28 protein-coding genes and 1 pseudogene are annotated in these 22783 nt (G+C 48.5%); 18 read left to right on the forward strand and 11 right to left on the reverse strand.

From position 1 onward, the window contains the following. The first annotated feature begins 10 nt into the window (after positions 1–10). Positions 11–490 carry an FKBP-type peptidyl-prolyl cis-trans isomerase gene (locus PRUB_RS16010; RefSeq protein WP_010382324.1) on the forward strand — a complete coding sequence of 160 codons (480 nt, stop codon included), beginning with the start codon at positions 11–13 and terminating at the stop codon, positions 488–490. A 30-nt stretch (positions 491–520) separates the two neighbouring features. On the opposite strand, the gene PRUB_RS16015 is transcribed toward PRUB_RS16010, so the two are convergent. The 3 genes and pseudogenes from PRUB_RS16015 to PRUB_RS26470 all read right to left on the reverse strand — a co-directional run. After that, the gene (locus PRUB_RS16015; protein ID WP_010382327.1) at positions 521–961 is read right to left on the reverse strand and encodes a hypothetical protein; all 441 of its coding nucleotides are present in this window, start codon (positions 959–961) and stop codon (positions 521–523) included. A gap of 12 nt (positions 962–973) precedes the next feature. Beyond that, positions 974–1789: a DUF481 domain-containing protein gene (locus tag PRUB_RS16020; RefSeq protein ID WP_040644409.1), complete on the reverse strand. Its 816-nt coding sequence runs from the start codon at positions 1787–1789 to the stop codon at positions 974–976. A 48-nt stretch (positions 1790–1837) separates the two neighbouring features. Next, positions 1838–2011 (reverse strand): annotated as a pseudogene (locus PRUB_RS26470) (DUF440 family protein); the annotation flags it as partial. 218 nt (positions 2012–2229) lie between these two features. On the opposite strand from PRUB_RS26470, the gene PRUB_RS16025 reads away from it, so the two are divergent. The 9 genes from PRUB_RS16025 (at position 2230) to PRUB_RS16065 (ending at position 11200) form a co-directional block, all read left to right on the forward strand. Then, positions 2230–3024, forward strand: coding sequence for a crotonase/enoyl-CoA hydratase family protein (locus PRUB_RS16025; protein ID WP_010382334.1), 795 nt, complete (start codon positions 2230–2232; stop codon positions 3022–3024). Positions 3025–3094: 70 nt separating this feature from the next. Next, positions 3095–3451, forward strand: a complete 357-nt coding sequence (locus PRUB_RS16030; protein WP_010382337.1) for a CidA/LrgA family protein — start codon at positions 3095–3097, stop codon at positions 3449–3451. Then, positions 3444–4136, forward strand: a complete 693-nt coding sequence (locus PRUB_RS16035) for an LrgB family protein (protein ID WP_010382338.1) — start codon at positions 3444–3446, stop codon at positions 4134–4136. The genes PRUB_RS16030 and PRUB_RS16035 overlap by 8 nt, the downstream gene beginning before the upstream one ends. A gap of 72 nt (positions 4137–4208) precedes the next feature. Continuing rightward, a complete protein-coding gene (locus tag PRUB_RS16040; RefSeq protein ID WP_010382339.1) occupies positions 4209–5048 on the forward strand; it encodes a mechanosensitive ion channel family protein in 840 nt (279 codons plus the stop codon). A 73-nt stretch (positions 5049–5121) separates the two neighbouring features. Beyond that, a complete protein-coding gene (locus PRUB_RS16045) occupies positions 5122–7308 on the forward strand; it encodes an Ig-like domain-containing protein (RefSeq protein WP_242065248.1) in 2187 nt (728 codons plus the stop codon). Further along, the gene (locus PRUB_RS16050; RefSeq protein ID WP_198452363.1) at positions 7277–8836 is read left to right on the forward strand and encodes a chitinase; all 1560 of its coding nucleotides are present in this window, start codon (positions 7277–7279) and stop codon (positions 8834–8836) included. The genes PRUB_RS16045 and PRUB_RS16050 overlap by 32 nt, the downstream gene beginning before the upstream one ends. Positions 8837–8991: 155 nt before the next feature. Then, positions 8992–9852 (forward strand): glutathione-dependent disulfide-bond oxidoreductase, encoded by an 861-nt coding sequence (gene yghU, locus PRUB_RS16055; RefSeq protein WP_010382343.1) that lies wholly within the window; start codon positions 8992–8994, stop codon positions 9850–9852. Positions 9853–10068: 216 nt separating this feature from the next. Then, positions 10069–10572 carry a hypothetical protein gene (locus PRUB_RS16060; protein WP_010382346.1) on the forward strand — a complete coding sequence of 168 codons (504 nt, stop codon included), beginning with the start codon at positions 10069–10071 and terminating at the stop codon, positions 10570–10572. A gap of 16 nt (positions 10573–10588) precedes the next feature. Then, positions 10589–11200 carry a superoxide dismutase gene (locus PRUB_RS16065; protein WP_010382349.1) on the forward strand — a complete coding sequence of 204 codons (612 nt, stop codon included), beginning with the start codon at positions 10589–10591 and terminating at the stop codon, positions 11198–11200. Positions 11201–11248: 48 nt separating this feature from the next. On the opposite strand, the gene aroC is transcribed toward PRUB_RS16065, so the two are convergent. Together aroC and prmB are read right to left on the reverse strand one after the other, a co-directional pair. After that, positions 11249–12349: a chorismate synthase gene (gene aroC, locus PRUB_RS16070; protein ID WP_010382352.1), complete on the reverse strand. Its 1101-nt coding sequence runs from the start codon at positions 12347–12349 to the stop codon at positions 11249–11251. Between the two features lie 56 nt (positions 12350–12405). Beyond that, positions 12406–13341, reverse strand: coding sequence for a 50S ribosomal protein L3 N(5)-glutamine methyltransferase (gene prmB, locus PRUB_RS16075; RefSeq protein ID WP_010382353.1), 936 nt, complete (start codon positions 13339–13341; stop codon positions 12406–12408). A gap of 85 nt (positions 13342–13426) precedes the next feature. Here prmB and smrB point away from each other — a divergent pair, with 85 nt between their 5' ends. The 4 genes from smrB (at position 13427) to PRUB_RS26615 (ending at position 15630) form a co-directional block, all read left to right on the forward strand. Beyond that, positions 13427–13981: an endonuclease SmrB gene (gene smrB / locus PRUB_RS16080; protein WP_010382355.1), complete on the forward strand. Its 555-nt coding sequence runs from the start codon at positions 13427–13429 to the stop codon at positions 13979–13981. Positions 13982–14197: 216 nt separating this feature from the next. Then, positions 14198–14998, forward strand: a complete 801-nt coding sequence (locus tag PRUB_RS16085) for a response regulator (RefSeq protein WP_010382357.1) — start codon at positions 14198–14200, stop codon at positions 14996–14998. A 193-nt stretch (positions 14999–15191) separates the two neighbouring features. Further along, a complete protein-coding gene (locus tag PRUB_RS16090) occupies positions 15192–15503 on the forward strand; it encodes a hypothetical protein (protein ID WP_010382360.1) in 312 nt (103 codons plus the stop codon). Position 15504: 1 nt separating this feature from the next. After that, on the forward strand, positions 15505–15630 hold the full coding sequence (locus PRUB_RS26615; protein WP_257721229.1) for a hypothetical protein: 126 nt from the start codon (positions 15505–15507) through the stop codon (positions 15628–15630). 67 nt (positions 15631–15697) lie between these two features. Here PRUB_RS26615 and PRUB_RS16095 read toward each other — a convergent pair whose 3' ends face one another. From PRUB_RS16095 to PRUB_RS16105, 3 genes are all read right to left on the reverse strand, one after another. Next, entirely contained in the window at positions 15698–16303 is a 606-nt protein-coding gene (locus PRUB_RS16095; RefSeq protein ID WP_010382361.1) for a peroxiredoxin C, read from the reverse strand. Between the two features lie 313 nt (positions 16304–16616). Further along, positions 16617–17330, reverse strand: coding sequence for a fatty acid metabolism transcriptional regulator FadR (gene fadR, locus PRUB_RS16100; RefSeq protein ID WP_010382365.1), 714 nt, complete (start codon positions 17328–17330; stop codon positions 16617–16619). A 222-nt stretch (positions 17331–17552) separates the two neighbouring features. Further along, a complete protein-coding gene (locus PRUB_RS16105) occupies positions 17553–18158 on the reverse strand; it encodes a class I SAM-dependent methyltransferase (protein WP_242065249.1) in 606 nt (201 codons plus the stop codon). Between the two features lie 107 nt (positions 18159–18265). Between PRUB_RS16105 and PRUB_RS16110 the strand changes: the two genes are divergently transcribed. Both PRUB_RS16110 and PRUB_RS16115 read left to right on the forward strand, forming a co-directional pair. Then, a complete protein-coding gene (locus PRUB_RS16110) occupies positions 18266–18670 on the forward strand; it encodes a helix-turn-helix domain-containing protein (RefSeq protein WP_010382369.1) in 405 nt (134 codons plus the stop codon). Positions 18671–18841: 171 nt separating this feature from the next. Next, positions 18842–20017, forward strand: a complete 1176-nt coding sequence (locus PRUB_RS16115) for a DUF418 domain-containing protein (RefSeq protein WP_040644694.1) — start codon at positions 18842–18844, stop codon at positions 20015–20017. On the opposite strand, the gene PRUB_RS16120 is transcribed toward PRUB_RS16115, so the two are convergent. Then, a complete protein-coding gene (locus PRUB_RS16120) occupies positions 19966–21072 on the reverse strand; it encodes a helix-turn-helix domain-containing protein (protein WP_010382374.1) in 1107 nt (368 codons plus the stop codon). The genes PRUB_RS16115 and PRUB_RS16120 overlap by 52 nt on opposite strands. Before the next feature lie 15 nt (positions 21073–21087). Continuing rightward, complete coding sequence (locus tag PRUB_RS16125; RefSeq protein WP_010382376.1) at positions 21088–21495, reverse strand: nucleotide triphosphate diphosphatase NUDT15; 408 nt, start codon at positions 21493–21495, stop codon at positions 21088–21090. A 175-nt stretch (positions 21496–21670) separates the two neighbouring features. Here PRUB_RS16125 and dsbB point away from each other — a divergent pair, with 175 nt between their 5' ends. Continuing rightward, positions 21671–22183: a disulfide bond formation protein DsbB gene (dsbB, locus tag PRUB_RS16130; protein ID WP_010382378.1), complete on the forward strand. Its 513-nt coding sequence runs from the start codon at positions 21671–21673 to the stop codon at positions 22181–22183. 7 nt (positions 22184–22190) lie between these two features. Beyond that, a complete protein-coding gene (locus tag PRUB_RS16135; protein WP_010382380.1) occupies positions 22191–22493 on the forward strand; it encodes a hypothetical protein in 303 nt (100 codons plus the stop codon). A 45-nt stretch (positions 22494–22538) separates the two neighbouring features. On the opposite strand, the gene PRUB_RS16140 is transcribed toward PRUB_RS16135, so the two are convergent. Then, positions 22539–22697: a hypothetical protein gene (locus tag PRUB_RS16140; RefSeq protein WP_155946258.1), complete on the reverse strand. Its 159-nt coding sequence runs from the start codon at positions 22695–22697 to the stop codon at positions 22539–22541. Positions 22698–22783 lie beyond the last annotated feature (86 nt).

Consider the following 22783-nt stretch of genomic DNA (forward strand, 5'->3'; position numbering starts at 1 on the left):
CGGAAAGATTATGAAGATTGCCCCGAATACCGTTGTAAAAATGCACTACGCTGTGTTGGACAATGATGACAACAGCATAGACAACACCTTTGATGATGAACCGCTTGAGTTTATCGTAGGTACGGGTTATTTAATTTCAGGCCTGGAAGAGGCGCTGATGAGCAAACAGGCCGGCGACAAACTCAGCGTGTCTGTTGAACCACAAAATGGCTATGGCGAACGTCACGATAACTTAATGCAGGCTGTGCCTAAAAGCATGTTCGAAGACATGGAAGTAGAAGTCGGTATGCAGTTTCGCGCCACCACAGACGAAGGTGAGCAAACGGTGATTGTGATTGGCGTAGAAGGCGACGACGTCATCGTTGATGGCAACCATCCTCTTGCCGGTATCACGTTAAACTTTGATGTGGAAATTCTGGAAGTTCGTGAAGCAACAGCGGAAGAGTTGGCACATGGTCACGTCCACAGCGAGGGCGGATGTGCGCACTAGCACTCACGCACCCACACACTAAAAAAGCGCCTATTTGGCGCTTTTTTTGATCTCCTCAAGCGCTGCAAGCACGCCTTCCTGGTCGTTAGTACCAATACGGTACTGTGAGCCATCCTCAAGCACAAACTCAATGGCTTTGAAGCCATGCGCAGCATACACCCAGCCATCATGCGTGATCTTGACACCAATGCCATGGCGAAACGAGTTTGTCACGGCCGCGAACGACTGTAACTCTGTTATCTTAACCGATTTCTTCAGTATGCCCGGGCCAAACCACCAGCTCACTGTTTGCTGTACTTTATCTACCTGCACAGTGAGTCCGTAGAACAGGTAACCTATCAGCGCCAAAATACCAATGAAACCATACAGTAGTGCATTATGGCCCAACAAATAGATTGCCATGGCGACAAAAGTGGCAAACCAGCCTAAAAACGCCCAAATTATCCAAGACCATTGCGTCTTTTTATACATGCACTTACTACCTTAATTAAAACTATAAACAAGCGTCACACCGATTTCGCTATCGACTTTCTCTTTGCCTTCTTCAGGCTGAGAGTGATAACGATAGGTGTAGGCCACTTTCATGGAAACACCGCCCATGACCTGGCTGATCAAAGCTGTTTCTGAAAAAATACGTGCACCCAGACCCGATACAGATCTTTCATAACTGATATCCTGATTAAAACGCGTGCGCTTAGAAACGGTGCGTTCCCACTGTAATGCAGCACGCAACAGGTGACCGCGCTCAACCCTTTCCTGTTCAGGCTCTAACTCGGTCTCATCATCTCGCCTGTACATAGACAAACCCGGACCCACGTCTACATCAACGGTATTTTTGCGTCCTTCGAAGACACGTTTACCATAACCGATAACAAAAGTGGTGGTGTATTCACGACCATTGAACTTGTCCAGCTCATAGTCGCCATACAGGAACAAGGACGTATTCTTCTGTCCTATTTTATAGTTACCCTGTGCGGAAATGAAGTAACGGGACGCGGTTTCATCTTCAATGTTGGTGTCCGGGTCAACCTCGCGACGATAAGCCCCATCAAACTTAAACTGGTTACGCCAGTATTTAAAATCCTGATAGAGATTACTTTTAAGTTTAAACGCGGTATTGCTGGTATTGCCCCGATTGAGCAAAACACCAAACTCAACGTCACCGTATAAAAACTCTCCTTCATGAAGCGCATGGATCTCTTCTTCCGACAATTCCCCATATTCGTGGAAATCTTCAAACGGATCAACGGCCAGGGCCTGCGCACTAAGTAACAACCCAGCACAGACAAGGAAAAAGATGGCGTGTTTCACTGCACTGATTTCTCTTACTGCTTCCTGATCATAGGCAACCAAAGTATGCCAGCTGTCATCAGGTACACTGTCTTCAATAAAGCCAAATTCTTCACTTTGGCTGTCGAACAACTCAACGTCTTCAGCAGTCAGGTTATCACCGGCCAGCTCAAGGAAAATATCATAGGCTTGTTGCGTTGCTTCTTCGATAGAACTTAAACGTGCAGACATTACATCACCTCGTCTGTCAAAATTGAGGGGTATAGTAGCAAATTGCAAATTTACAAGGCTACGGCTTTTAGTTAGTTTTAACAAAAATGTCGCCCAAATGCATGAAAACAGTAAATTGACCTACTCACAGTACCACCCACAACGGTGGTAAGTTTAAAGTAAATACTCTATGCTGGCTCGACAAGAATAATGAAGATGCACTGCAAAAGGGGAAAGATATGGTCCAGTTAGAGACAACTGATGGCATCGCCTGGGTTACCCTCTCCCGGCCTGAAAAACAAAATGCGTTATCCTTTGAGATGTTCAGGCAGCTGGATCACATTATCCATACGCTCAAACGAGATCGTCAGTTGCGCGCTGTTGTGATCCAGGGTCAGGGTGCACATTTTTGCGCAGGTCTGGATGTCAGTGCGGTCATGAAAAAGCCCCGCAATATCTTATCATTGCTGGGGAAATGGCTACCGGGTAATGCCAATCTGGTACAGCGTGTTGCGCTGGGCTGGCGTGCTCTGCCCGTGCCTGTTTTCGCATTAGTCCGTGGTAATTGCCTGGGAGGGGGTTTACACATCGCCCTGGGCGCAGATTATCGTATTGTGTCACCCGATGCTCAGTTCGCCATTATGGAAGCGCGCTGGGGGCTGTGTCCAGACATGAGTACCAGTCTGATGTTGCCTGGTATCGTGCGTCATGATCAAGCGCTCTGGCTGGCTTCTAATCCACAACGTATCGATGCCCATAAAGCCTGTGAGCTGGGACTCGTTACACAAATCAGCGACGACCCACTGGACACGATAAAACAACGACTCGCTCAACTCGCACACATATCACCCGATGCGCTGGCGGCCATCAAACACCTTTACAATCATGCTTATCATCCGCCTCGGCGTAAACTATTGAGACAGGAAACCTGGTATCAGATTAAGTTGTTACTGTCGAAAAATACCCGCACTGCGATGCATAATGGCCGTCAAACGGAACAAGCCAAACCCTATCGCCCAAGAGGCAAATGGTAATAAGGTCGCATTGTGTGCGCCACAGATTGCATCCAGAATAACGCAAGGCTTAATCACGAACGTGTCTATTATGATGATTGCTCTTAGATTTATCGCATCCCTGGCTATTCTGATTGGGTGCCTCTGGGCTGCCAGACTCATCACTGCTAGCTTTGCACTGAACTTGCCTGCCCCTTTGCTGGGGCTGTTACTCCTGTTTGGACTGTTGCAGTCCGGCTTATTGAAGAGTGAGTATTTACTTCCTTCCTGTAATCCTATTTTAAAGTATATGGCACTGTTTTTTATACCTGCTGGCGTTGGATTGATAAATTATCTGACAATATTCAGCCAATATGCCTGGCTGCTGGCAAGCGTGATCATCCTGGTACCCGCACTGGGCTTACTACTGACGGGCAAACTGGCAAGTCAGGGCAGGTTTCATGATTAGTATGCTCATGGGCTGCGCGTTCACGCTAATCCTGTTTGCCATCATGCGACGCGTCAATCAACGCTGGCGCTCACCTATGCTCAACCCCGTATTGCTCTGCATTGTACTTATCAGTGTCGTTCTGCTGTTCGGCAATATTGACTATATAGACTACCGCAATGCCACCACACCGATCAGTTTCTTTCTGGAGATAGCTGTGGTTGCCCTCGCTTTGCCGTTATACCAACAGCTCCATGCGATACGACCTTACCTGCTGCTCATTAGCCTCAGCAGCTTTTTGGGGATCTCTTGTGCGACAATCACAGCCTTTATCCTCTGTCAGTGGTTTAGTGCACCTGAGCCCCTCATGGCGTCGTTAATGGCTTTGTCAGTCACCACACCTATTACACTGATCGTAACAGACACACTGAGCGGCCTGCCCGGTATTGCCGCCATTATGGTGATCCTGATTGGTGTGCTGGGCGGCGTATTTGGCTTATCACTACTTACTTTAGTCGGCGTGACACAGCCTCAGGCCAAAGGCGTCGCACTGGGTGTGGCCTGTCACGCGATCGGCACAGCCGCAGCGATGGAACATCATCCTGCCGCCGGTGCTTTTGCCTCCGCAGCAATGATAATCAGCGCCGTGATCACAGCGAGCTGGGTGCCAGTGCTTTTTACGCTATTACAGGGCATAATCAGCTAAACTAAAAGAAACCCCAATGTCATCAACCGATAAGCGCTCACACATATCATAACAGCAAGGCAGGAGCACAGCATGATAGAACAAGAAATTGCACAAATTGAACACTACTACGTGCTGATCCGAGACTACCTGGTTACCTACAGTATGCAATTATTTGGTGCCCTGGTGATCTTACTGTTCGGTCTGTGGCTGGCTAAAAAGCTGGCTAAAGCCACCGAACGCCTGATGCTCAAACACAATATTGATGTGACACTGACAAACTTCATCAGCAACGTAGTCAAAGTGCTGCTCATTATTATGTTCACCATCATTGCACTGGGCAAAATAGGGATCAGTGTGACCCCGTTTGTGGCCGCAATCGGTGCGGCCTCACTGGGGGCTGGTCTCGCAGTCCAGGGCATGTTATCCAACTACGGCTCTGGCTTAGCCATCATTGCGACCCGACCGTTTGTGGTGGGCGATACAATCGCTGTTAAAGGCGTGTGTGGTCAGGTAAAAAGCATTGAGCTGGGTCATACCATTTTGGTCAATGAGGAAAAGGTTGAAATCACCATCCCTAATAAGCATATCATTGGTGAAATTATGCAAAACTCCTTCGCCCACTCGCTGGTGAAAGGAGAAATTGGCATCGCGTATAGTGCCAACGCCGAGCAGGCAATTGCGATTATCAATGGTATTTTATCGAACCATGAAGCGGTCGCAGGCACCCCGCAAGCTCAGGTTGGTATAGAAGCGTTTGGCGACAGTGCCGTACTGATCAGCTACCGTTACTGGGTGCCGACCACTCAAATCATCGAGCATAAATTGACTATCAACGGTGCCATTTATGCCGCAATCCAGACCGCCAACATAGAAATCCCGTTTCCACAACGAGTTGTCACAATCAAAGAGAAGCATACGTCCGCAGATTGATCCTGGTTGTTTTTCACCCTATGCTGTCAATGTTTTGTCTACAAAACATACAACATGTAAAACGGAGTGATCTATGAACACAAGAAAGTTAATGAAGATATGCTGTGCCGCAGGCCTGCAAATGATTGCAGTACACAGCTGGGCTCAGGCCGATACCGCCAACTATGACTGCAGCGCGCTCGCCGAATGGTCCAGTTCAACGGTGTACCGCAAAGGCGATCAAGTGCGTGCTCAGGCTCAAGCTTATGAAGCAAAATGGTTCAATCAAAATGAGCGACCCGCGAACAATTCCGATACCTTTGACGTATGGCGACAACTTGGCCAGTGCATCAGCGGCAACGCCCCGGTGGTTACCCTGGTAAGCCCCCAGGATGGCGCTGTGCTGAACAAAAATGACAGCGCTGTTTTTGCTGCAAATGCCAGTGATCAGGATGGCGATCTCGCCCAGGTTGAGTTTTTTGTTAACGACATCAGTGTCGGTATACTCAGCCAGCCTCCTTATCAGCTTACCTGGTCTGCACAGCTGGGTATGCACACAGTGAGCGCAGTGGCAGTAGACGCCAAAGGAAACCTCAGTACACCTGCAACAGCTGGCATTACGGTGCGAGATGACAACGGCAATGTACCTCCCGCTCTCACCATTGATACACCGACAAACAACCAAGCATTTAAAGTTGGCGATACCGTTAGCCTTGCCGTGCAGGCCACTGACACAGATGGCCAGGTTGTGCAGGTCGAAATGTGGCGAGATGCTCAGCGCCTGACAACGCTCAATACCCCACCTTTTCGCCATGATTTTGTGACCGTGAGTCCCGGCAGCAAACAGCTCAGAGTCATTGCACAAGACGACAAAGGTGCAACCGCTGAAGCCAGTGTGACCATTGAGGTGAGCGCTGCAAGCTCAGGTGGCTGCGCAGGTCTGAGCACTTATCGAGCTGGTCAAAGCTATCAAAGTGGTGAGCTGGTAGCACACAATAATCGCAAATATCGCTGCGACATCGCTGGCTGGTGCAGCTCCAGTGCTGCATGGGCCTACGAGCCCGGCACAGGTCAACACTGGCAGGACGCCTGGAGCGATTTGGGGATCTGTGCGATCGCGCCCGAGATTAGCTTTAGTCAGCCTAACGATAATGCCACTTTGCTGCGTAACCAGCCGACACAAATTGCTGTCAGTGCCTCCGATGCCGACGGGACTATCTCGCAGTTAGAGTTATTTGCTGATCAAACCTTACTTGGCAGTACCGCACAAAATACACTGACTGTTGAGTGGACTCCAACCAACACCGGGCCGGTTATACTCAGTGCCGTTGCAACCGATAATGAGAGCAATCAGAGCCAACAATCTCTCCAGGTTACAGTTACAGATCAGCCACTGGTCGTTGATTTAACCGCCCCGACTTCGGGTACTCAATATGTATTGGGTAATACCATTTCTATCAAAGCCAATGCTCAGGCGCTCAGCGGTCAGATCTCGATGGTCGATTTTTATGCCAACGGGGTAAAAGTTAGCAGTGATACCCAGGCACCTTATGAGTTTAACTACGCACCAGCAACCGTTGGACAACACAGTATCTATGCAACTGCGACCAGCACATCGGGAGATACTGCAAGCAGCCCGGCCGCCACTGTCACTGTCATTACGCCGCCGGTTGGCAAAACCCATAAACTCATAGGCTACTGGCACAACTTTGTTAACCCGGCTGGCTGCCCTATTCCATTGGATCAGATCTCAGATGCCTGGGACATCATCGACATTGCCTTTGCGGAAAACGACCGCTCTTCTAATGGTACGGTTCACTTCAAGCCCTTTGAAAAGGACATCCGCTCTAACTGCCCACCCATCGATCCCGCTAAATTCAAAACCGATATGCAGGCACTACAGGCCCAGGGCAAAATTTTTGTGCTCAGCCTGGGTGGCGCTGAAGGCACCATTACGCTGAACACAGATGCTGATGAAGCGAATTTTGTCAGCAGCCTCACAGCCATTATTCAGGAATGGGGATTTGATGGCCTAGATATTGACCTTGAAAGTGGCTCAAACCTGTTACACGGCTCTCAGATACAGGCTCGTTTACCCAGGGCAATTAAACAGATAGAGCAGAATATGGGCGGAGACATGGTCTTAACCATGGCACCCGAGCACCCTTATGTACATGGGGGCATGATAGCCTACTCCGGCATTTGGGGCGCATACATTCCATTGATCAACGAACTCAGAGACACGCGATTTGGGGATCTGTGCGATCGCGCCCGAGATTAGCTTTAGTCAGCCTAACGATAATGCCACTTTGCTGCGTAACCAGCCGACACAAATTGCTGTCAGTGCCTCCGATGCCGACGGGACTATCTCGCAGTTAGAGTTATTTGCTGATCAAACCTTACTTGGCAGTACCGCACAAAATACACTGACTGTTGAGTGGACTCCAACCAACACCGGGCCGGTTATACTCAGTGCCGTTGCAACCGATAATGAGAGCAATCAGAGCCAACAATCTCTCCAGGTTACAGTTACAGATCAGCCACTGGTCGTTGATTTAACCGCCCCGACTTCGGGTACTCAATATGTATTGGGTAATACCATTTCTATCAAAGCCAATGCTCAGGCGCTCAGCGGTCAGATCTCGATGGTCGATTTTTATGCCAACGGGGTAAAAGTTAGCAGTGATACCCAGGCACCTTATGAGTTTAACTACGCACCAGCAACCGTTGGACAACACAGTATCTATGCAACTGCGACCAGCACATCGGGAGATACTGCAAGCAGCCCGGCCGCCACTGTCACTGTCATTACGCCGCCGGTTGGCAAAACCCATAAACTCATAGGCTACTGGCACAACTTTGTTAACCCGGCTGGCTGCCCTATTCCATTGGATCAGATCTCAGATGCCTGGGACATCATCGACATTGCCTTTGCGGAAAACGACCGCTCTTCTAATGGTACGGTTCACTTCAAGCCCTTTGAAAAGGACATCCGCTCTAACTGCCCACCCATCGATCCCGCTAAATTCAAAACCGATATGCAGGCACTACAGGCCCAGGGCAAAATTTTTGTGCTCAGCCTGGGTGGCGCTGAAGGCACCATTACGCTGAACACAGATGCTGATGAAGCGAATTTTGTCAGCAGCCTCACAGCCATTATTCAGGAATGGGGATTTGATGGCCTAGATATTGACCTTGAAAGTGGCTCAAACCTGTTACACGGCTCTCAGATACAGGCTCGTTTACCCAGGGCAATTAAACAGATAGAGCAGAATATGGGCGGAGACATGGTCTTAACCATGGCACCCGAGCACCCTTATGTACATGGGGGCATGATAGCCTACTCCGGCATTTGGGGCGCATACATTCCATTGATCAACGAACTCAGAGACACGCTGGATTTACTGCATGTGCAGCTCTACAACAATGGTGGACTGCCCAATCCATACGAGCCAGGCAGTGCGCCGGAAGGATCAGTTAACATGATGGTCGCCCACGCAAAAATGCTGATTGAAGGCTTTGATCTTGCCGATGGCAGTCGCTTTATGCCACTGAGAGATGATCAGGTTGCCATTGGACTACCCTCAGGTCCGCAGTCGGCCAACTCAGGTCAGGCACCTATTGCCAATATTATTGCGGCACTGGACTGTCTGACCAAAGGTACGCAATGCGGTACGATTACGCCCAGCCAGCCTTATCCCGCTTTTGGCGGTGTGATGACCTGGTCAATTAACTGGGACAAATTTGATGGTTATAACTTCTCTGTGCCTGTGGGCAATAAACTCACAGAAATGAATCAGGGACAATAAACGTTCCATAACGGGGTAACGGCGGTTCCCGCTCGTTACCCTCATTCCACCGTATATTGAAGCCAATTTAAGACTCTTTGCTACTGGCAGTTCGGTAAAATTAACGTTAAGGTGGAGTTAATCTGTTACCCCCCGATTTGAATCAAGGAGAACTTATGAGTAACAACACGTATACCCCACCCAAAGTGTGGACACACCAGCCTAGCAGCGACAACAAATGGGCCAATATCAATAGCCCGGAATCCGGTGCCCGCCATGAGCAAGCACTGCCCGTGGGCGCACACCCACTGCAACTCTATTCAATGGGCACACCAAATGGGCAAAAGGTTACCATTATGTTGGAAGAGCTTCTGGCGCTTGGAGTCAGTGAGGCCGAATATGATGCACACATGATCCACATTGGTGAGGGTATGCAGTTTTCTTCAGGCTTTGTAGGCGTCAACCCGAACTCGAAAATTCCTGCTTTGGTTGATAAAAGCGGCGAAAATGAAATCAATGTATTTGAATCTGCTTCCATCCTCGTTTACCTGGCCGAGAAATTTGAACAGCTATTGCCCGCATCAGGCACAGACAGAATAAACACCTTTAACTGGTTGTTCTGGGCACAAGGCTCGGCACCCTTCGTTGGTGGCGGGTTTGGCCACTTCTATGCCTATGCAGATGAAAAGCAAGAATATCCCATCAACCGCTTTGCCATGGAAGCAAAACGTCAGCTTGATGTACTGGATAAACACCTGGCAAATAATACCTATGTTGCCGGTGAGCAATACACCATTGCCGACATTGCCATCTGGCCCTGGTATGGCAGCCTTGCACTAGGCAGAATGTACGACGCCGGTGAGTTTTTACAGGTTCACCAATATGAGCATGTTGTACGCTGGGCAAAACAACTGGATGCACGCCCTGCCGTACAACGAGGCAGGATCGTCAACCGTACCTTCGGTGAGCCTTGGGAGCAATTGAGAGAGCGCCACAATGCTGCCGATATTGATGCTGTACTGGCATTAAAAGCTTAATGAGTAAGCGCGTGTCCTCCACGCGCTAATTTTCCGCTCTGTTACCGCCTTAGCCACCCAGCTTCTTAACTCCGCACCATTTCTGATACCCAATAATATGCAGCATACATTCAATTAAGATCAAATATAAATGACAATCATTCCCATTTATGTTTTCATATTCAAACTGTAACAATTGAGTGGTTCAAATCCGGTAACCCTTGACGAGGAGTCCTTATGCTGCAAACTAATTCAACGTCGAATAGCGCGGCAGAGCAGTTAGAGCATGCGTTAGCCCCCTGGCAAAAAGCCATCACCGCTGGGAACGATGCTTTTGAAAATCAATCATTCTATAGCGCAAGAGACCACTACCAGAGCGCACTGTATCTGGTGAGCAATTTAATTGCCCACTTTACTCATCAGTATGATCCGCAGCTCCAGGAAGATGCACTGATGCATTGTTGCCCGGCGCTAATTGTCGCCTCACACAACCTGGCTGATTGCTACCTGGCGCTGGGTTTACCGCACAAAGCATGTGAGCAGCTCATTGACGTCCATCAAAGTATGATCCAGCTATGCGACCATGCCAACCCGCAAGTTGGCTGGATTGCCATGCGCCATTGTATGCGAACACGAACTGAGTTAATGCACTTTATTACCGCCCATAAAGCCCATAAAAACCTGGTCAACTGGGCCACTCAGGCACTCAATACTCCCCAATCAGCACACCATTATCATTAATTTAAAGGAGAGAAGTATGGCATTTACACTGCCCGCGTTACCTTATGCCTATGATGCGTTAGAGCCGCATATTGACAGCAAAACCATGGAGATCCATCACACTCTGCATCACCAGACTTATGTCAACAAAGCCAATGCTGCGCTTGAAGGCAGCGAGTTTGAAGGTCAATCCACCATAGAATTGCTAACCAATATCCATGATCTCCCGGAGACATTGCGTGGTGCTGTACGCGATCACGTCGGTGGTCACAACAATCATTCTTTATTCTGGGAAGTCATGTCGCCACAAGGCGGGCAGCTGCATCAGGGAGAGCTGTCCGCAGCCATTGACAAGCACTTTGGCAATTACGACACATTTAAAACGCAATTTACCCAGGCTGCGGTAAGTCGTTTTGGAAGCGGCTGGGCGTGGCTGGTCGTGGATGATCAAAAGCGTCTGCAGGTCACCAGCTCACTCAATCAGGACAGTCCATTTATGGACGGTCTGACGCCTGTGTTAGGGCTCGATGTGTGGGAGCACGCCTACTATCTCAAGTATCAAAACCGCAGACCGGAGTATATTGAGGCTTTTTACAAGGTGGTTAACTGGCAGGAAGTAGAACGTCGTTTTCTTGAAGCGGTAAGCTAACCAAAAAAGCCAGCGGCATTGCGCTGGCTTTTTTTCTCCTGAGCGCCGTTAAGTGCGCTGCGCAGGGATAGGACCGTGGGATAACTCAACATGTGGATTCTGACCACGTTGTCTGAGTAAGTGGTCCATCAAAGTGATTGCCATCATAGCTTCTGCAATCGGTATCGCCCGGATCCCAACACACGGATCATGACGCCCTTTGGTGATCATCTCTACCGACTCATTTTGCGTATTGATACTCTGACCCGGGATCGTAATACTGGAAGTCGGTTTAAGTGCGATGGAAGCAATGATATCCTGGCCTGTCGAGATACCCGCCAGTACACCACCAGCATGATTACTGGTAAACCCTTCTGGCGTTAGCTCGTCGCGGTGCTCTGAGCCCTTTTGCTCAACCACCTCAAAGCCGTCACCGATCTCAACGCCTTTTACGGCATTGATACTCATCAGAGAGTGCGCCAGTTCAGCATCCAGTCTGTCGAATACCGGCTCGCCTAAGCCAACCGGAACCCCTTTTGCCACCACTTTGACTTTGGCGCCAACCGAATCACCTTGCTTTTTCAGATCCCGCATATATTCGTCCAGTGCGTCCAGTTTGGTTACATCGGGAAAGAAAAAGGGGTTCTGCTCAACCTGTTGCCAGTCAAACTGCTCAGCTTTAATCGGCCCGAGCTGGGACAAACAGGCATGGATCTCAACACCATGCACCTGCTTAAGGTATTTTTTAGCAATGCCACCCGCCGCAACACGAATGGCTGTCTCTCTGGCTGACGAGCGTCCGCCACCGCGGTAGTCGCGGTGTCCGTATTTGTGCCAATAACTGTAGTCACCGTGACCAGGGCGGAAAACGTCTTTGATTTTGCTGTAGTCTTTGGAGCGCTGATCGGTATTCTCGATTAACAAACCAATACTGGTGCCAGTTGTTTTCCCCTCGAACACCCCAGAGAGGATTTTAATTTCATCCCCCTCGCGGCGCTGAGTTGTATAGCGGCTTTGCCCAGGTTTGCGCCTGTCCAGGTCCACCTGAAGATCCGCTTCGTCCAATTCAAGCCCCGCCGGGACGCCATCTACTACACCGCCCAGTGCGAGACCATGGCTTTCACCAAAAGTCGATACCTTAAATAATTGGCCTATGCTGTTGCCTGCCATTGATTTTCCTCATTCCAAAAAAACACCATCGCGCTTCCCTGCCTGCAGGAAAACACTTAGTCGTTAAAGTAATCCAGTAACTGTTTTTTACTGATCACAAACACGCCCAGTCCGCCGCGTTCAAATTCCAGCCAGGTAAATGGCGCGCCTGGATAAAGCGCTTCCATATGTACCATAGAATTACCCACCTCGACAAATAACAAGCCCTCATCTGTAAGATGTCCGGCAGCCTCTTGCAATAAAGTCCGGGTCACATCCAGGCCATCTTCACCTGAGGCCAGGCCAAGTTCTGGTTCATGGTGGAACTCCTCAGGGAGATCCGCCATGTCTTCCGCATCAACATAAGGTGGGTTTGCTACGATCAAATCATATTGCTGCCCAGGTACACCGCTGAACACATCGGACTGAATCGCAAATACCTGCTCCTGTGCCTGATGATCATGAATATTCATTTCGGCCACCGCCAGGGCATCGAAAGAAATATCAACCGCATCCACCTGAGCCTGTTCAAAAGCTTTGGCCAGCGCGATTGCAATACACCCCGATCCCGTACACATATCTAATATACGCGTCACTTTTTCCGGTGACTTTAACCACGGCGTGAACTGCGTTTCGATTAACTCAGCAAAAGGCGAACGGGGCACTAGCACACGCTCATCCACATAAAACGGCAGCCCCGCAAACCAGGCCTGATTAGTCAGGTAAGCAACCGGAATACGCTCATCGATGCGCAATCTGAGGTACTCTACCAGCCTGACTTTCTCGCTGTGTGTCAGGCGCGCACTGATTAACTCTTTCGGCGCATCAACGGGCAAGTTAAGCAATGGCAGAACCAGGCTAACCGCCTCATCCCATGGGTTATCGGTGCCATGACCAAAAAATACACCATTGCCCGCAAACTGACTGGCAGTCCAGCGTAACCAATCCTGTATGGTGACTAAATCCTGATAGGCTTCTTCAGCCATCGCCTGAGAAATAACAGAGTCGCTCATGAGTTGCTCTCACTACTAAATGCATGGCGGCATTGTAACGGTTTTTACGCTAGGTTTTTACGCTTTTTTTCTTTAAAATGGCGCTATGAACACAGATAAACCAAACTCACAACTGCCAGCTGATGATTTCGCCTTGTTCCGCGAGGCAATATCGGGCACCAGTCAGTTCAAACAAGATACCGTGCAACAAGCCAGACGTCAGACGCGCTTTAAGGGTGAAGTGATCGCCGAGCAAAAAAAGCAGCATCAGGCTGAGTTCTATTTTTCAGACGAATATGTTCCGGACATAGACACTCATGGCACCGTCAATTATGTTCGCCCGGGTGCGGACAAGTATCTCGCCAAGCAACTGCGCCGCGGTGATTACGCGCCTGAGCTGATCCTCGACATGCATGGTATGAACAAAGAAACGGCCAAAGATGAGCTGGCTGCGTTGATCCATGCCTGCAAAAAACAGCATGTCGCTTGTGCCTGTGTTGTACATGGCATTGGCGAACGCGTGTTAAAGCACAAAGTGCCGCAATATCTGGTGCAACACCCGGATATATTAGCAATCCATCAGGCCCCATTAGAATATGGTGGCAAAGGTGCAGTCCTGATCCTGGTCGATTTACCACAAAATATGGAATTTCGTCGCTAATGACAAACCGGGCGTGTGCAATCAAAGTCGCATCGCCCTGTCGCGCCATCCAGGTTTACCCAATAGACAAACACCCCAACTTCGCCTATCGCCTCTCCCATCCCATTTTCGTGTAAGACCTTTTAACACTCTGCTCACCAAGCTAGCGACACGGTTGCAAATACGTTATATTGCTAGGTAATCTGACTATTTATTTTCAACATTTGCTGTCATACCATGAATGAACTTTTAAGCTCAGATCTGAGCATCCTACTTCTGGAACCGTCCCAGACACAAAGACGGATCATCAGCAACGAACTTCAGGAAGAAGGGATCCGCAATATCGAGAGCGTGGACACACTTGCTGCTGCCATCGAGAGCCTGAATAACAGCAAGCCCGATCTGGTGATCAGTGCACTGTATCTGCCTGACGGTGAAGCACTCACCTTATTGCAGCACATCCATACCGAGCTGGCGGATCACCAACTGCCCTTTATGCTGGTATCCAGTGAGACGCGTAGAATACAGCTGGAAGCGTTCAAGCAATCTGGTGTGGTTGCCATTCTGCCGAAACCCTTCAACAAAACGCACCTGGGTAAAGCCATCAACGCGACACTGGATATTCTCTCTCCGGAAGAGCTGGAGCTGGACTTGTATGATATCCAGGAGTTGCGGATCCTGGTCGTAGACGATTCACGCCTGGCGCGCAATCACATCCGCCGGGTACTGAACAACCTGGGTGCCACCCGGATCAGTGAAGCGGAGCATGGCGCAGAAGCACTCACAATATTAGAAGACACCATGTTTGATCTGATCATTACCGACTTCAATATGCCAGAAGTGAACGGCCAGGAGCTGGCTGAAGCCATTCGAAACTCCAACGAGCATAATCACGTGCCAATCCTTATGGTATCCTCTGAGGCCAATGAAACGCACCTGGCTAATATTGCACAATCTGGCGTGAACGCTTTATGTGATAAGCCTTTCGAACCTCAGGTCGTGAAACAATTGATCTATCAGCTACTTGAACAAAGTTAACCATTTATTGGTTAAAACCACCATCCAGACTGGTCAAAATACTCAATCTAGATTTTGACCAGCGAGTTCAAAAACTTAAAAAACAATATAATTCATATATTTATAATTTTTCTTTAAGCTGGCACAACCTTTGTAATAGTTAGAACGACTAACACAGTAAAGTCATCGTAACTAACGCAAAAGGAACCAGACAATGAAAACCGCAACCCAACTTAGCATTCTTATCCTGACTTTTGGTCTGAGCACCAGCGCTATCGCAGCAGGCAATACCAGTGTGACAGCCAGCGTCAATGCCACAACCGTCGCCAGCGTCAGCGCAATGTCAGCAATCAATAGCGGGACTACTTCTGCAACTCAGGAAATACTCACTGAAATGAAGTCTCACATCAGCCAGACCATCAAAGCAAATCTGGTTGAACTGAAAGAAAGCACCAAAGCTGCATTGATTAAGTCATTCACACCAGAGCAAGAAGAAGCGCAACAAACATCAGGCAAGGAACAGTAAGATGCTGAATGAAATGACACTTTTTAGCCTACTGGTCACGCCGGTTATCAGTTTAATGCTGGCGTATGGCTCGGTAGAGTTAATCAAACGTCTCAATCATAAGTGGTCGATAGGACGTGCATCATGACAAGGCAAAATCGGGGTATAAAAAAACCCGCACAAAGCGGGTTTTTCTCAGAACAACAAAGTCGAGCTTACAGGTCGCCTTCGTTTTCAGATAGGAACTTAGCAACACCTTCAGGGCTTGCATCCATACCTTTTTTGCCTTCAGTCCAACCAGCTGGACATACTTCACCGTGCTCTTCGTGGAACGCCAGCGCGTCAACCATGCGCAGCATTTCGTCGATGTTACGGCCCAGAGGCAGATCGTTTACTACCTGGTGACGTACATTACCTTCAGAGTCGATCAGGAATGAACCACGGAAAGCAACGCCAGCTTCTGGGTGCTCAACGTCATATGCCTGACAGATTTCGTGCTTCACGTCAGCAACCAGGTCATACTTAACCGGACCAATACCGCCTTCGTTTACAGGGGTGTTACGCCATGCGTTGTGAGAGAATTGAGAATCGATAGATACACCGATCACTTCAACACCACGCTTTTGGAATTCTTCGTAACGCTTGTCAAATGCGATTAGCTCAGAAGGACAAACGAAAGTGAAGTCTAGTGGGTAAAAGAAAATAACCGCTTTTTTACCTTTAATACGCTCATGTAGATTGTAACCATCTACGATTTCACCGTTACCTAAAACTGCTGCTGCTGTAAAGTCAGGTGCCTTGCGGCCTACTAATACACCCATTGTTATCTCCAAATAGTTAGTTTGAGTTCCAAAGTTCCACACTCACACAGAGTGACACGGCCAATAAGGCAATGTGTTTCTGTATCACTGTGAATTGTCACTTATTATTGAGGCGTTTTATAAAAAAACAACCCTTATACCAATTGGTATTATTTGGCGCTCAGTTTATGCTGTTCCTTCAAAAGGATACAATCGAATTATCCGATAGCAGCCATCTAATAAATTGATGGCACAGTGATTAACCAGGGTCACAACCATTTTAGGGTACAAAAAAAGCACCCTAAGGTGCTTTTTCACGCGGGTCGGTTAACCCTTAATCCATGATGTCGTCAGGCATATCACCACGTAGCTGCTGCCAAATCTCACCAGAGCGATGACCGTATTTACGCATCAGTGTAATGGCGCCGTCGTGCTCGCCTTTTTCTGCCAGCGCTGTCAAATCAGCATAAAACTCGCGAGCAAGTTCGCGGGTACGCGGATCTGAAAAGTAATGACAGCCAATCTTTGAATAGAGTCCTTTGAATCCGTTAAGGATTAGCACGTAAATTTTATTGTTGCCGGCACTGGCAAGCTGATGATGAACTCGGTAGTCATACTCAGCAAACGCTTCAGCCGTATCAGCGACTTCCGCATGCTTAGACAAAATGTCGACCACAGATTGAGGATTGAACTTAATAGCCGCACGCGTATAGATAGCGCTGATGTTGGTACGTGCAGACAACAATTGGTCAGTCAACTCAGGGACCTTGTCCTCGTCCAGCCGTGCCAGCGTCTCGAGAATATTCAGACCGGACGTTTCCCAGAAGTTGTTTACCCGCGTTGGCTTACCATGCTGGATAGTCAGCCAGCCATCACGCGCCAGGCGCTGTAATACTTCACGCAAGGTGGTGCGAGTAACACCAATAAGCTCTGACAGCTCACGCTCGGCTGGTAAAATGGAGCCGGGAGGAAATTCGCCATTCCAAATTGACTCGACAATATACTCCTCAGCAAAACCTGCTGGGCTCTTGGCTTTAAAGATTCTCATTTAACACCACTTTTGACAACATAAAGTACGTCGACAAGCCTGTGCTTCTGTGCGTAGCACACCGACAGGCTTCTGCAACTCAATAATCCACTGATTGTACCAGATGATTTAGAACTAACAAGGCATATCTGTACCACGGTGCTAGCTCAGGTAACATCATGAAGGAAAAGCGCGAATAAAGGAACACACCTGGCCAAGTCGCCATACTTTTTTACCGGAACATTAAGGTTTAACGCCGATCCCCTGAACCACAGCAGCCTGCCCTGTATGATATTGACCCTCTACAACTGGTCGCTCTAATTGTGCAAGATGCGCCCAATCCAGCCCTGATAATTCTTCAGCCAGCTGAGTCGCACTCAGCATGGTTTCCACATCATTTCCCCCCCCCGTTCCGAACTGGATCTGTTCAGGTGAATAAGCCTCGGTTAAGAACACCCCAGTGGGTTTAAGCGCCTTTACCACACGCTGGTGTAATTGCACACGCACAGGTTTTGCAAACGGTGCAAATATCGACACAATACTATCCCATTGCTCTATGCCCAGTTCAAACTCAGCTAAATCAGCATGAATAAACTGGACCCGCACATTCATCGCCTCGGCCAACAGCCGTGCTTTCTCTATCCCTTTAATGGAGGCATCGACAGCCGTTACCTCAAAACCCAGCTTTGCCAGATACACCGCGTTACGTCCCTCTCCTTCCGCCAGACTCAATACACGCTTGCCTTTAAGCTGCTGTACTTTTGCCTTTAAAAAATCATTCGGCTCTGTGCCATAAGCATAATCGGATGCGGCAAAGCGGACATCCCACATAGGATCAAAATTCATCATAGTCTCCTCTCGTCAAGTGATATAAACCATGCTACAACTTAAAGTCGACTTTAGGTCAAGCACTGATAGGCACACTTTGCCTGCGATTTCATATCAAAGAGGAACACATGGATATTGCTGATGTCGCCAAAGCCTCCGGGCTGAAACCTTCCACACTCAGGTATTACGAACAAAAAGGCCTGATCCACAGCGCTGGTCGACACGGGCTGCGCCGCTATTACGACGCCACAGTACTGGAGAAGCTCGCACTCATAAACCTGGGCCGTTTTGTCGGCTTATCTCTGGATGAAATCGGTCAGATGCTGCTGCCCAAAGGAGTAGACATAGACCGCGCCTTGCTGCGCCAAAAAACCGCGGAGCTGGATAAACAAATAGCTTCTATGCAAGCCATTAGAGACGGCCTCCATCATGCGGCACATTGCCCGGCGCCGAATCATCTGGCCTGTCCGACTTTTCAGCGACTCATGAAACTGGCAGGAAAGCGCCTAAAGCCACAAAAAAGTAAACTATAACCGCGTTTTTAAATACTATGTCCAATCAAGCTTTATAATTAACAGTATCAAATAGTTAAATTTTTTACTTGCATATTTTAAGTGTACATTGATGTCAATTCCGGCCAGATTAAGCAAGCCGACGTTCTGAGCATGTTAGCGTTCAGCATGATTTAAATTTTGCTGAACATTATGATGTACCAATCCAGACAAACGTTACTCGACGTCATCAGAGGCACCGCCGTGCTCGGTATTCTGTTAATGAATATTCGTCTTTTCTCTGAGCCCTATGCTGCTTATTTCTCTCCCCTGGCACACACAGATCAATCTATCAGTGGGCATCTGTGGTGGCAGATACAGTATCTTTTCGCCGACCAGAAATTTATGGCGATCTTTTCCATGCTGTTTGGGGCCAGTACAGCCCTTATTTGCGATAAACAACTGACTGTGGGCAAGTCACCCTATGGCTATTACCTGAGACGGTTAGCCATTCTGCTGCTCATTGGTCTGATCCATGCCTACCTGATCTGGCATGGTGACATTCTGGTCTATTATGCTCTGTGTGGTCTGCTCCCTTTGTTATTTGTCCGTGTGCCCGCTTTGCTTACGCTGCTGTTTGGATTACTGATACTGGCTGCTGGCAGTGCCAACAGCCTGATGACATTTAATGCACTCAAACACCTGCCAGACCCGGTGTTGTCCGAAGTCGTTGCACAACACTTTGCCCATGCCGTACTCGTCAATCAGGCCGAACTGGACGCTTTCACTGCCGGTTGGTTAGAGCAAGTCAGCATGCGCGTGCAGCTGGCAGCCGAGTTCCACCTCTCGACTTTTCCTGCCTGGGGGGGATTTCGGGTATCTGGTTTGATGTTAATTGGCCTTGCGCTCTATCGATTCGGGTTTATATCGGGTCACTTGTCTTGTCGCAGCTATCGCAATGTGGCACTGCTAGCTATTCCAACTGGTATGGCTTTATCTGTCACCGGGCTGTGGCTTAATCAGCACCAACATTGGCAATTCCCGGAGTTCTTTTTCAAAAATACGCTGTGGAACTACTGGGGCTCTGTACTTACCGCATGCGGCTATATAGCTCTACTGGCCTATATCAGTAAGCGCACCTGGCTGAAGCCCTGGCGGAATTATTTAGGTCTGGTAGGCCGCATGGCACTGAGCAATTATTTACTACAAAGCCTGCTCTGTACGTTCTGGTTTTATGGGCTAGGTTTCTATACCAATACCCAAGTATCGGGTGCTGTCATAACTATCATGGTCGTCTGGGCTATCCAGTTGTACGGCTCAAAACGATGGCTGGAGCGTTATTCTTCTGGACCCGTTGAATTACTCTGGCGCAAACTGTCGGGTCGCTGAGACTGAGTACGCCACTTTGCAGGGGTGAGGTGATGGTGTTTTTTAAAGGCAGCATAAAATGGAGCCCGGGTACCAAACCCAGAGCGAAAAGCAATCTCTTCCACCGAATAACCGGTGCTTGTGAGCAGCTCAGCCGCCTGTCGGACACGAAAGCCATTGATATAGTCGTGATAACCTGTGCCAACATGTTCGTTTAACAACTGCGATAAATTATGTGGATTGAGCCCGACTCGCTTTGCCAATGTACCTAAGGTGAGTTCACTGTCCAGAAACAGTTGCTCATCATTCATCAGGGTATCCAGTTTGCGCCCATAATAGGCTGACAGCGCAGGCGTCAAACCCGACTTTTGGTACTTTTTGCGCACTGCCAGACGTTGCTGTTCGGTATAGATCACCTCAGGTGAACGGAGCACCTGCCAGGCTATCAGCAGTAAAAACAACTGCAACGCGATATTGATGAACACTCTGCTATGCGTCACAGACAGCGCTCCGGTTGAGTATGAAATATGATAGATAATTTCAAACATCAAGATCAGCATATTGAGGTAACACAAAGAGTGAAGCCAACGCAGTTTGACTGGCTCAGAGGCGCCTGATGTCTCGCTGAACAAATGAGATGTTTGTTTTAACCTGAGACAGGCGGCAATGACATAGATTAGCTCAGCTGGTGCAACTAGCATCAGGGCTGTTTTATGCGCCATTAACGGCACTGTGAGCACTGACGTCTTGACCAGCACAATGTGCAACAAAAACAAGCCAGCAGGCAAGAAGAGTAAACACCGCTGTCGCTGACTGGCAGTCTGTTGAAGGGTCTGAGATCCCACGTATAAATAAAAAAACGGACCCAGCATCAGTGCCATTGGCACGATAAAAAGGTGTAAGGTGTCACGGGTATCACTGGCAATATCCAGCAGCTGCACCAGCCCAATTAACGCAAAATAGCTCAGCAGATAACGGCTGTTTTTACGTATTTTGTGATCCAAAGACAGCAATAAAAACGCAAATAACAGGCAGGTTGTCGCGCTACTTGCCAAAATAAGGTCTTGAAATGACACCTGTACCTCAGCGTGTTAACTCAGCCCAGTGGGGTTTTGAGCCAATAAATTCTGCAAAGATAAAAACAAGGGCTGCGGCAAAGTATCGGGTGAGAACCAGCGCCACTGCAAACATTTATCAGGCTCCAGTAACTGAGCTTCACCCTCTAAGCACTCTCCCAGCACAAATAAGGTGATGTAGTGCTTACCTTCGGATTCAAAAACATCATTGGTGTATTCCAATTGTGTGATCCGGGTCAGTTCAAGTCCGGTCTCTTCCAGTACTTCACGTCGCGCACACTGCTCTATCGTCTCTCCCACTTCAAGATGACCGCCTGGCGTCGCCCAGGTGTGGGCACCATGCGCACCAATGCGTTCACCCAGTAAGATTTGTCCCCGGCGTTTAATCACCACAGCCACACCAACTCGTACAACAGACTGCATTGCTCATTTTTCCTTATACTATTGAGTGGCACAGAAGATACCACATTTAATCTCTGAAACACCTCTGTCCCTGAAACTAATATTACATTCAGCAGTCAAACTGCACGACTAGTCTGAAACCAGTTGCCCGGATGCATTGACAAAGCCATAATAATGGGCAAAAAAAGGAACACTTATGTTAAACAAACTTGCTGAATTTTCTCGTACCCGGCTTGCATGGGGCTTACTGTTTTTTTCTGCTTTTGTGCTAGAAGCTATCGCCCTGTATTTCCAGTATGGAATGGGTCTTGAGCCCTGTATCATGTGTATTTATCAACGTACAGCCACATTGGGTATTGTCGCCGCGGGCTTGATTGGACTGGCTTCACCAGCGAGCCTGCCTGTAAGAGTCATTGCCTTGAGCTGCTGGGGCATATCGGCCATTTGGGGCTGGCTACTGGCAAAAGAGCACATCAGTATGCAAACTACCACAGATCCTTTTGCTTTTACCTGTGACTTTGTACCTAATTTTCCAAGTTTTATGCCCCTGCATGAATGGCTCCCGGCCTTCTTCGCGGCAACCGGCGATTGTGGTAATATAGATTGGTTTTTCGCAGGCTTGTCGATGCCTGGCTGGATGGAAGTCATATTTGCACTTTACAGCCTCTGTTTTATCGCCTTTGCCGCTGTATTTATTGCTAAAAGATGAGAAGTAAATGGTTTTCAGACTCAGTAAACTTGCCGAATTAAATGACTTTGCACTGCGCGATAAACAACGTATCAAAGCACTGGCTTTGGCCCAGCTGTCAGCATCGCACAAGATTCTGCTTAATATCGCCAAGCTTTTGCTACTGACGCCACTGTTTATGGCACTGGCGTTTATAGAGGGCTGGCTACTGTTACCTGTGCTACTTGTGTGTGGACTGGCGTACCCTCTGCTCACCGTACCACTGGAAATACAGTTCGCCCGGCCTCATTTGCACCATGCGATTTCAGAGTTCCGTAAAACACACTCCTAAAAAAGTGGTGCACCGCACCACTTAACTACTCGTCAGCCTCTGGCGCTATGCGCGGCACTCAGGTCCTTTACTCAACTCTTCACACCACACCGTCCAAGGCTTAGTCGTGTATCCACCTCCCACCTGAGGTGTATTGACCTGGTCCAATTGTTTATGTTGTTTATTCAGACGCTTTAGTTTGCTGGTTTTCAACTGTAGTTTCATGGTTTAGCTTCCTTCTCGGTTATTGTTTCATAACCATAAAATCACAAAAATCCGGATAGCAACAAGTACAAAAAACACTCAAATGT

It is taken from the genome of Pseudoalteromonas rubra, from assembly GCF_000238295.3.
GTDB classification, from domain to species: Bacteria; Pseudomonadota; Gammaproteobacteria; order Enterobacterales; family Alteromonadaceae; genus Pseudoalteromonas; species Pseudoalteromonas rubra.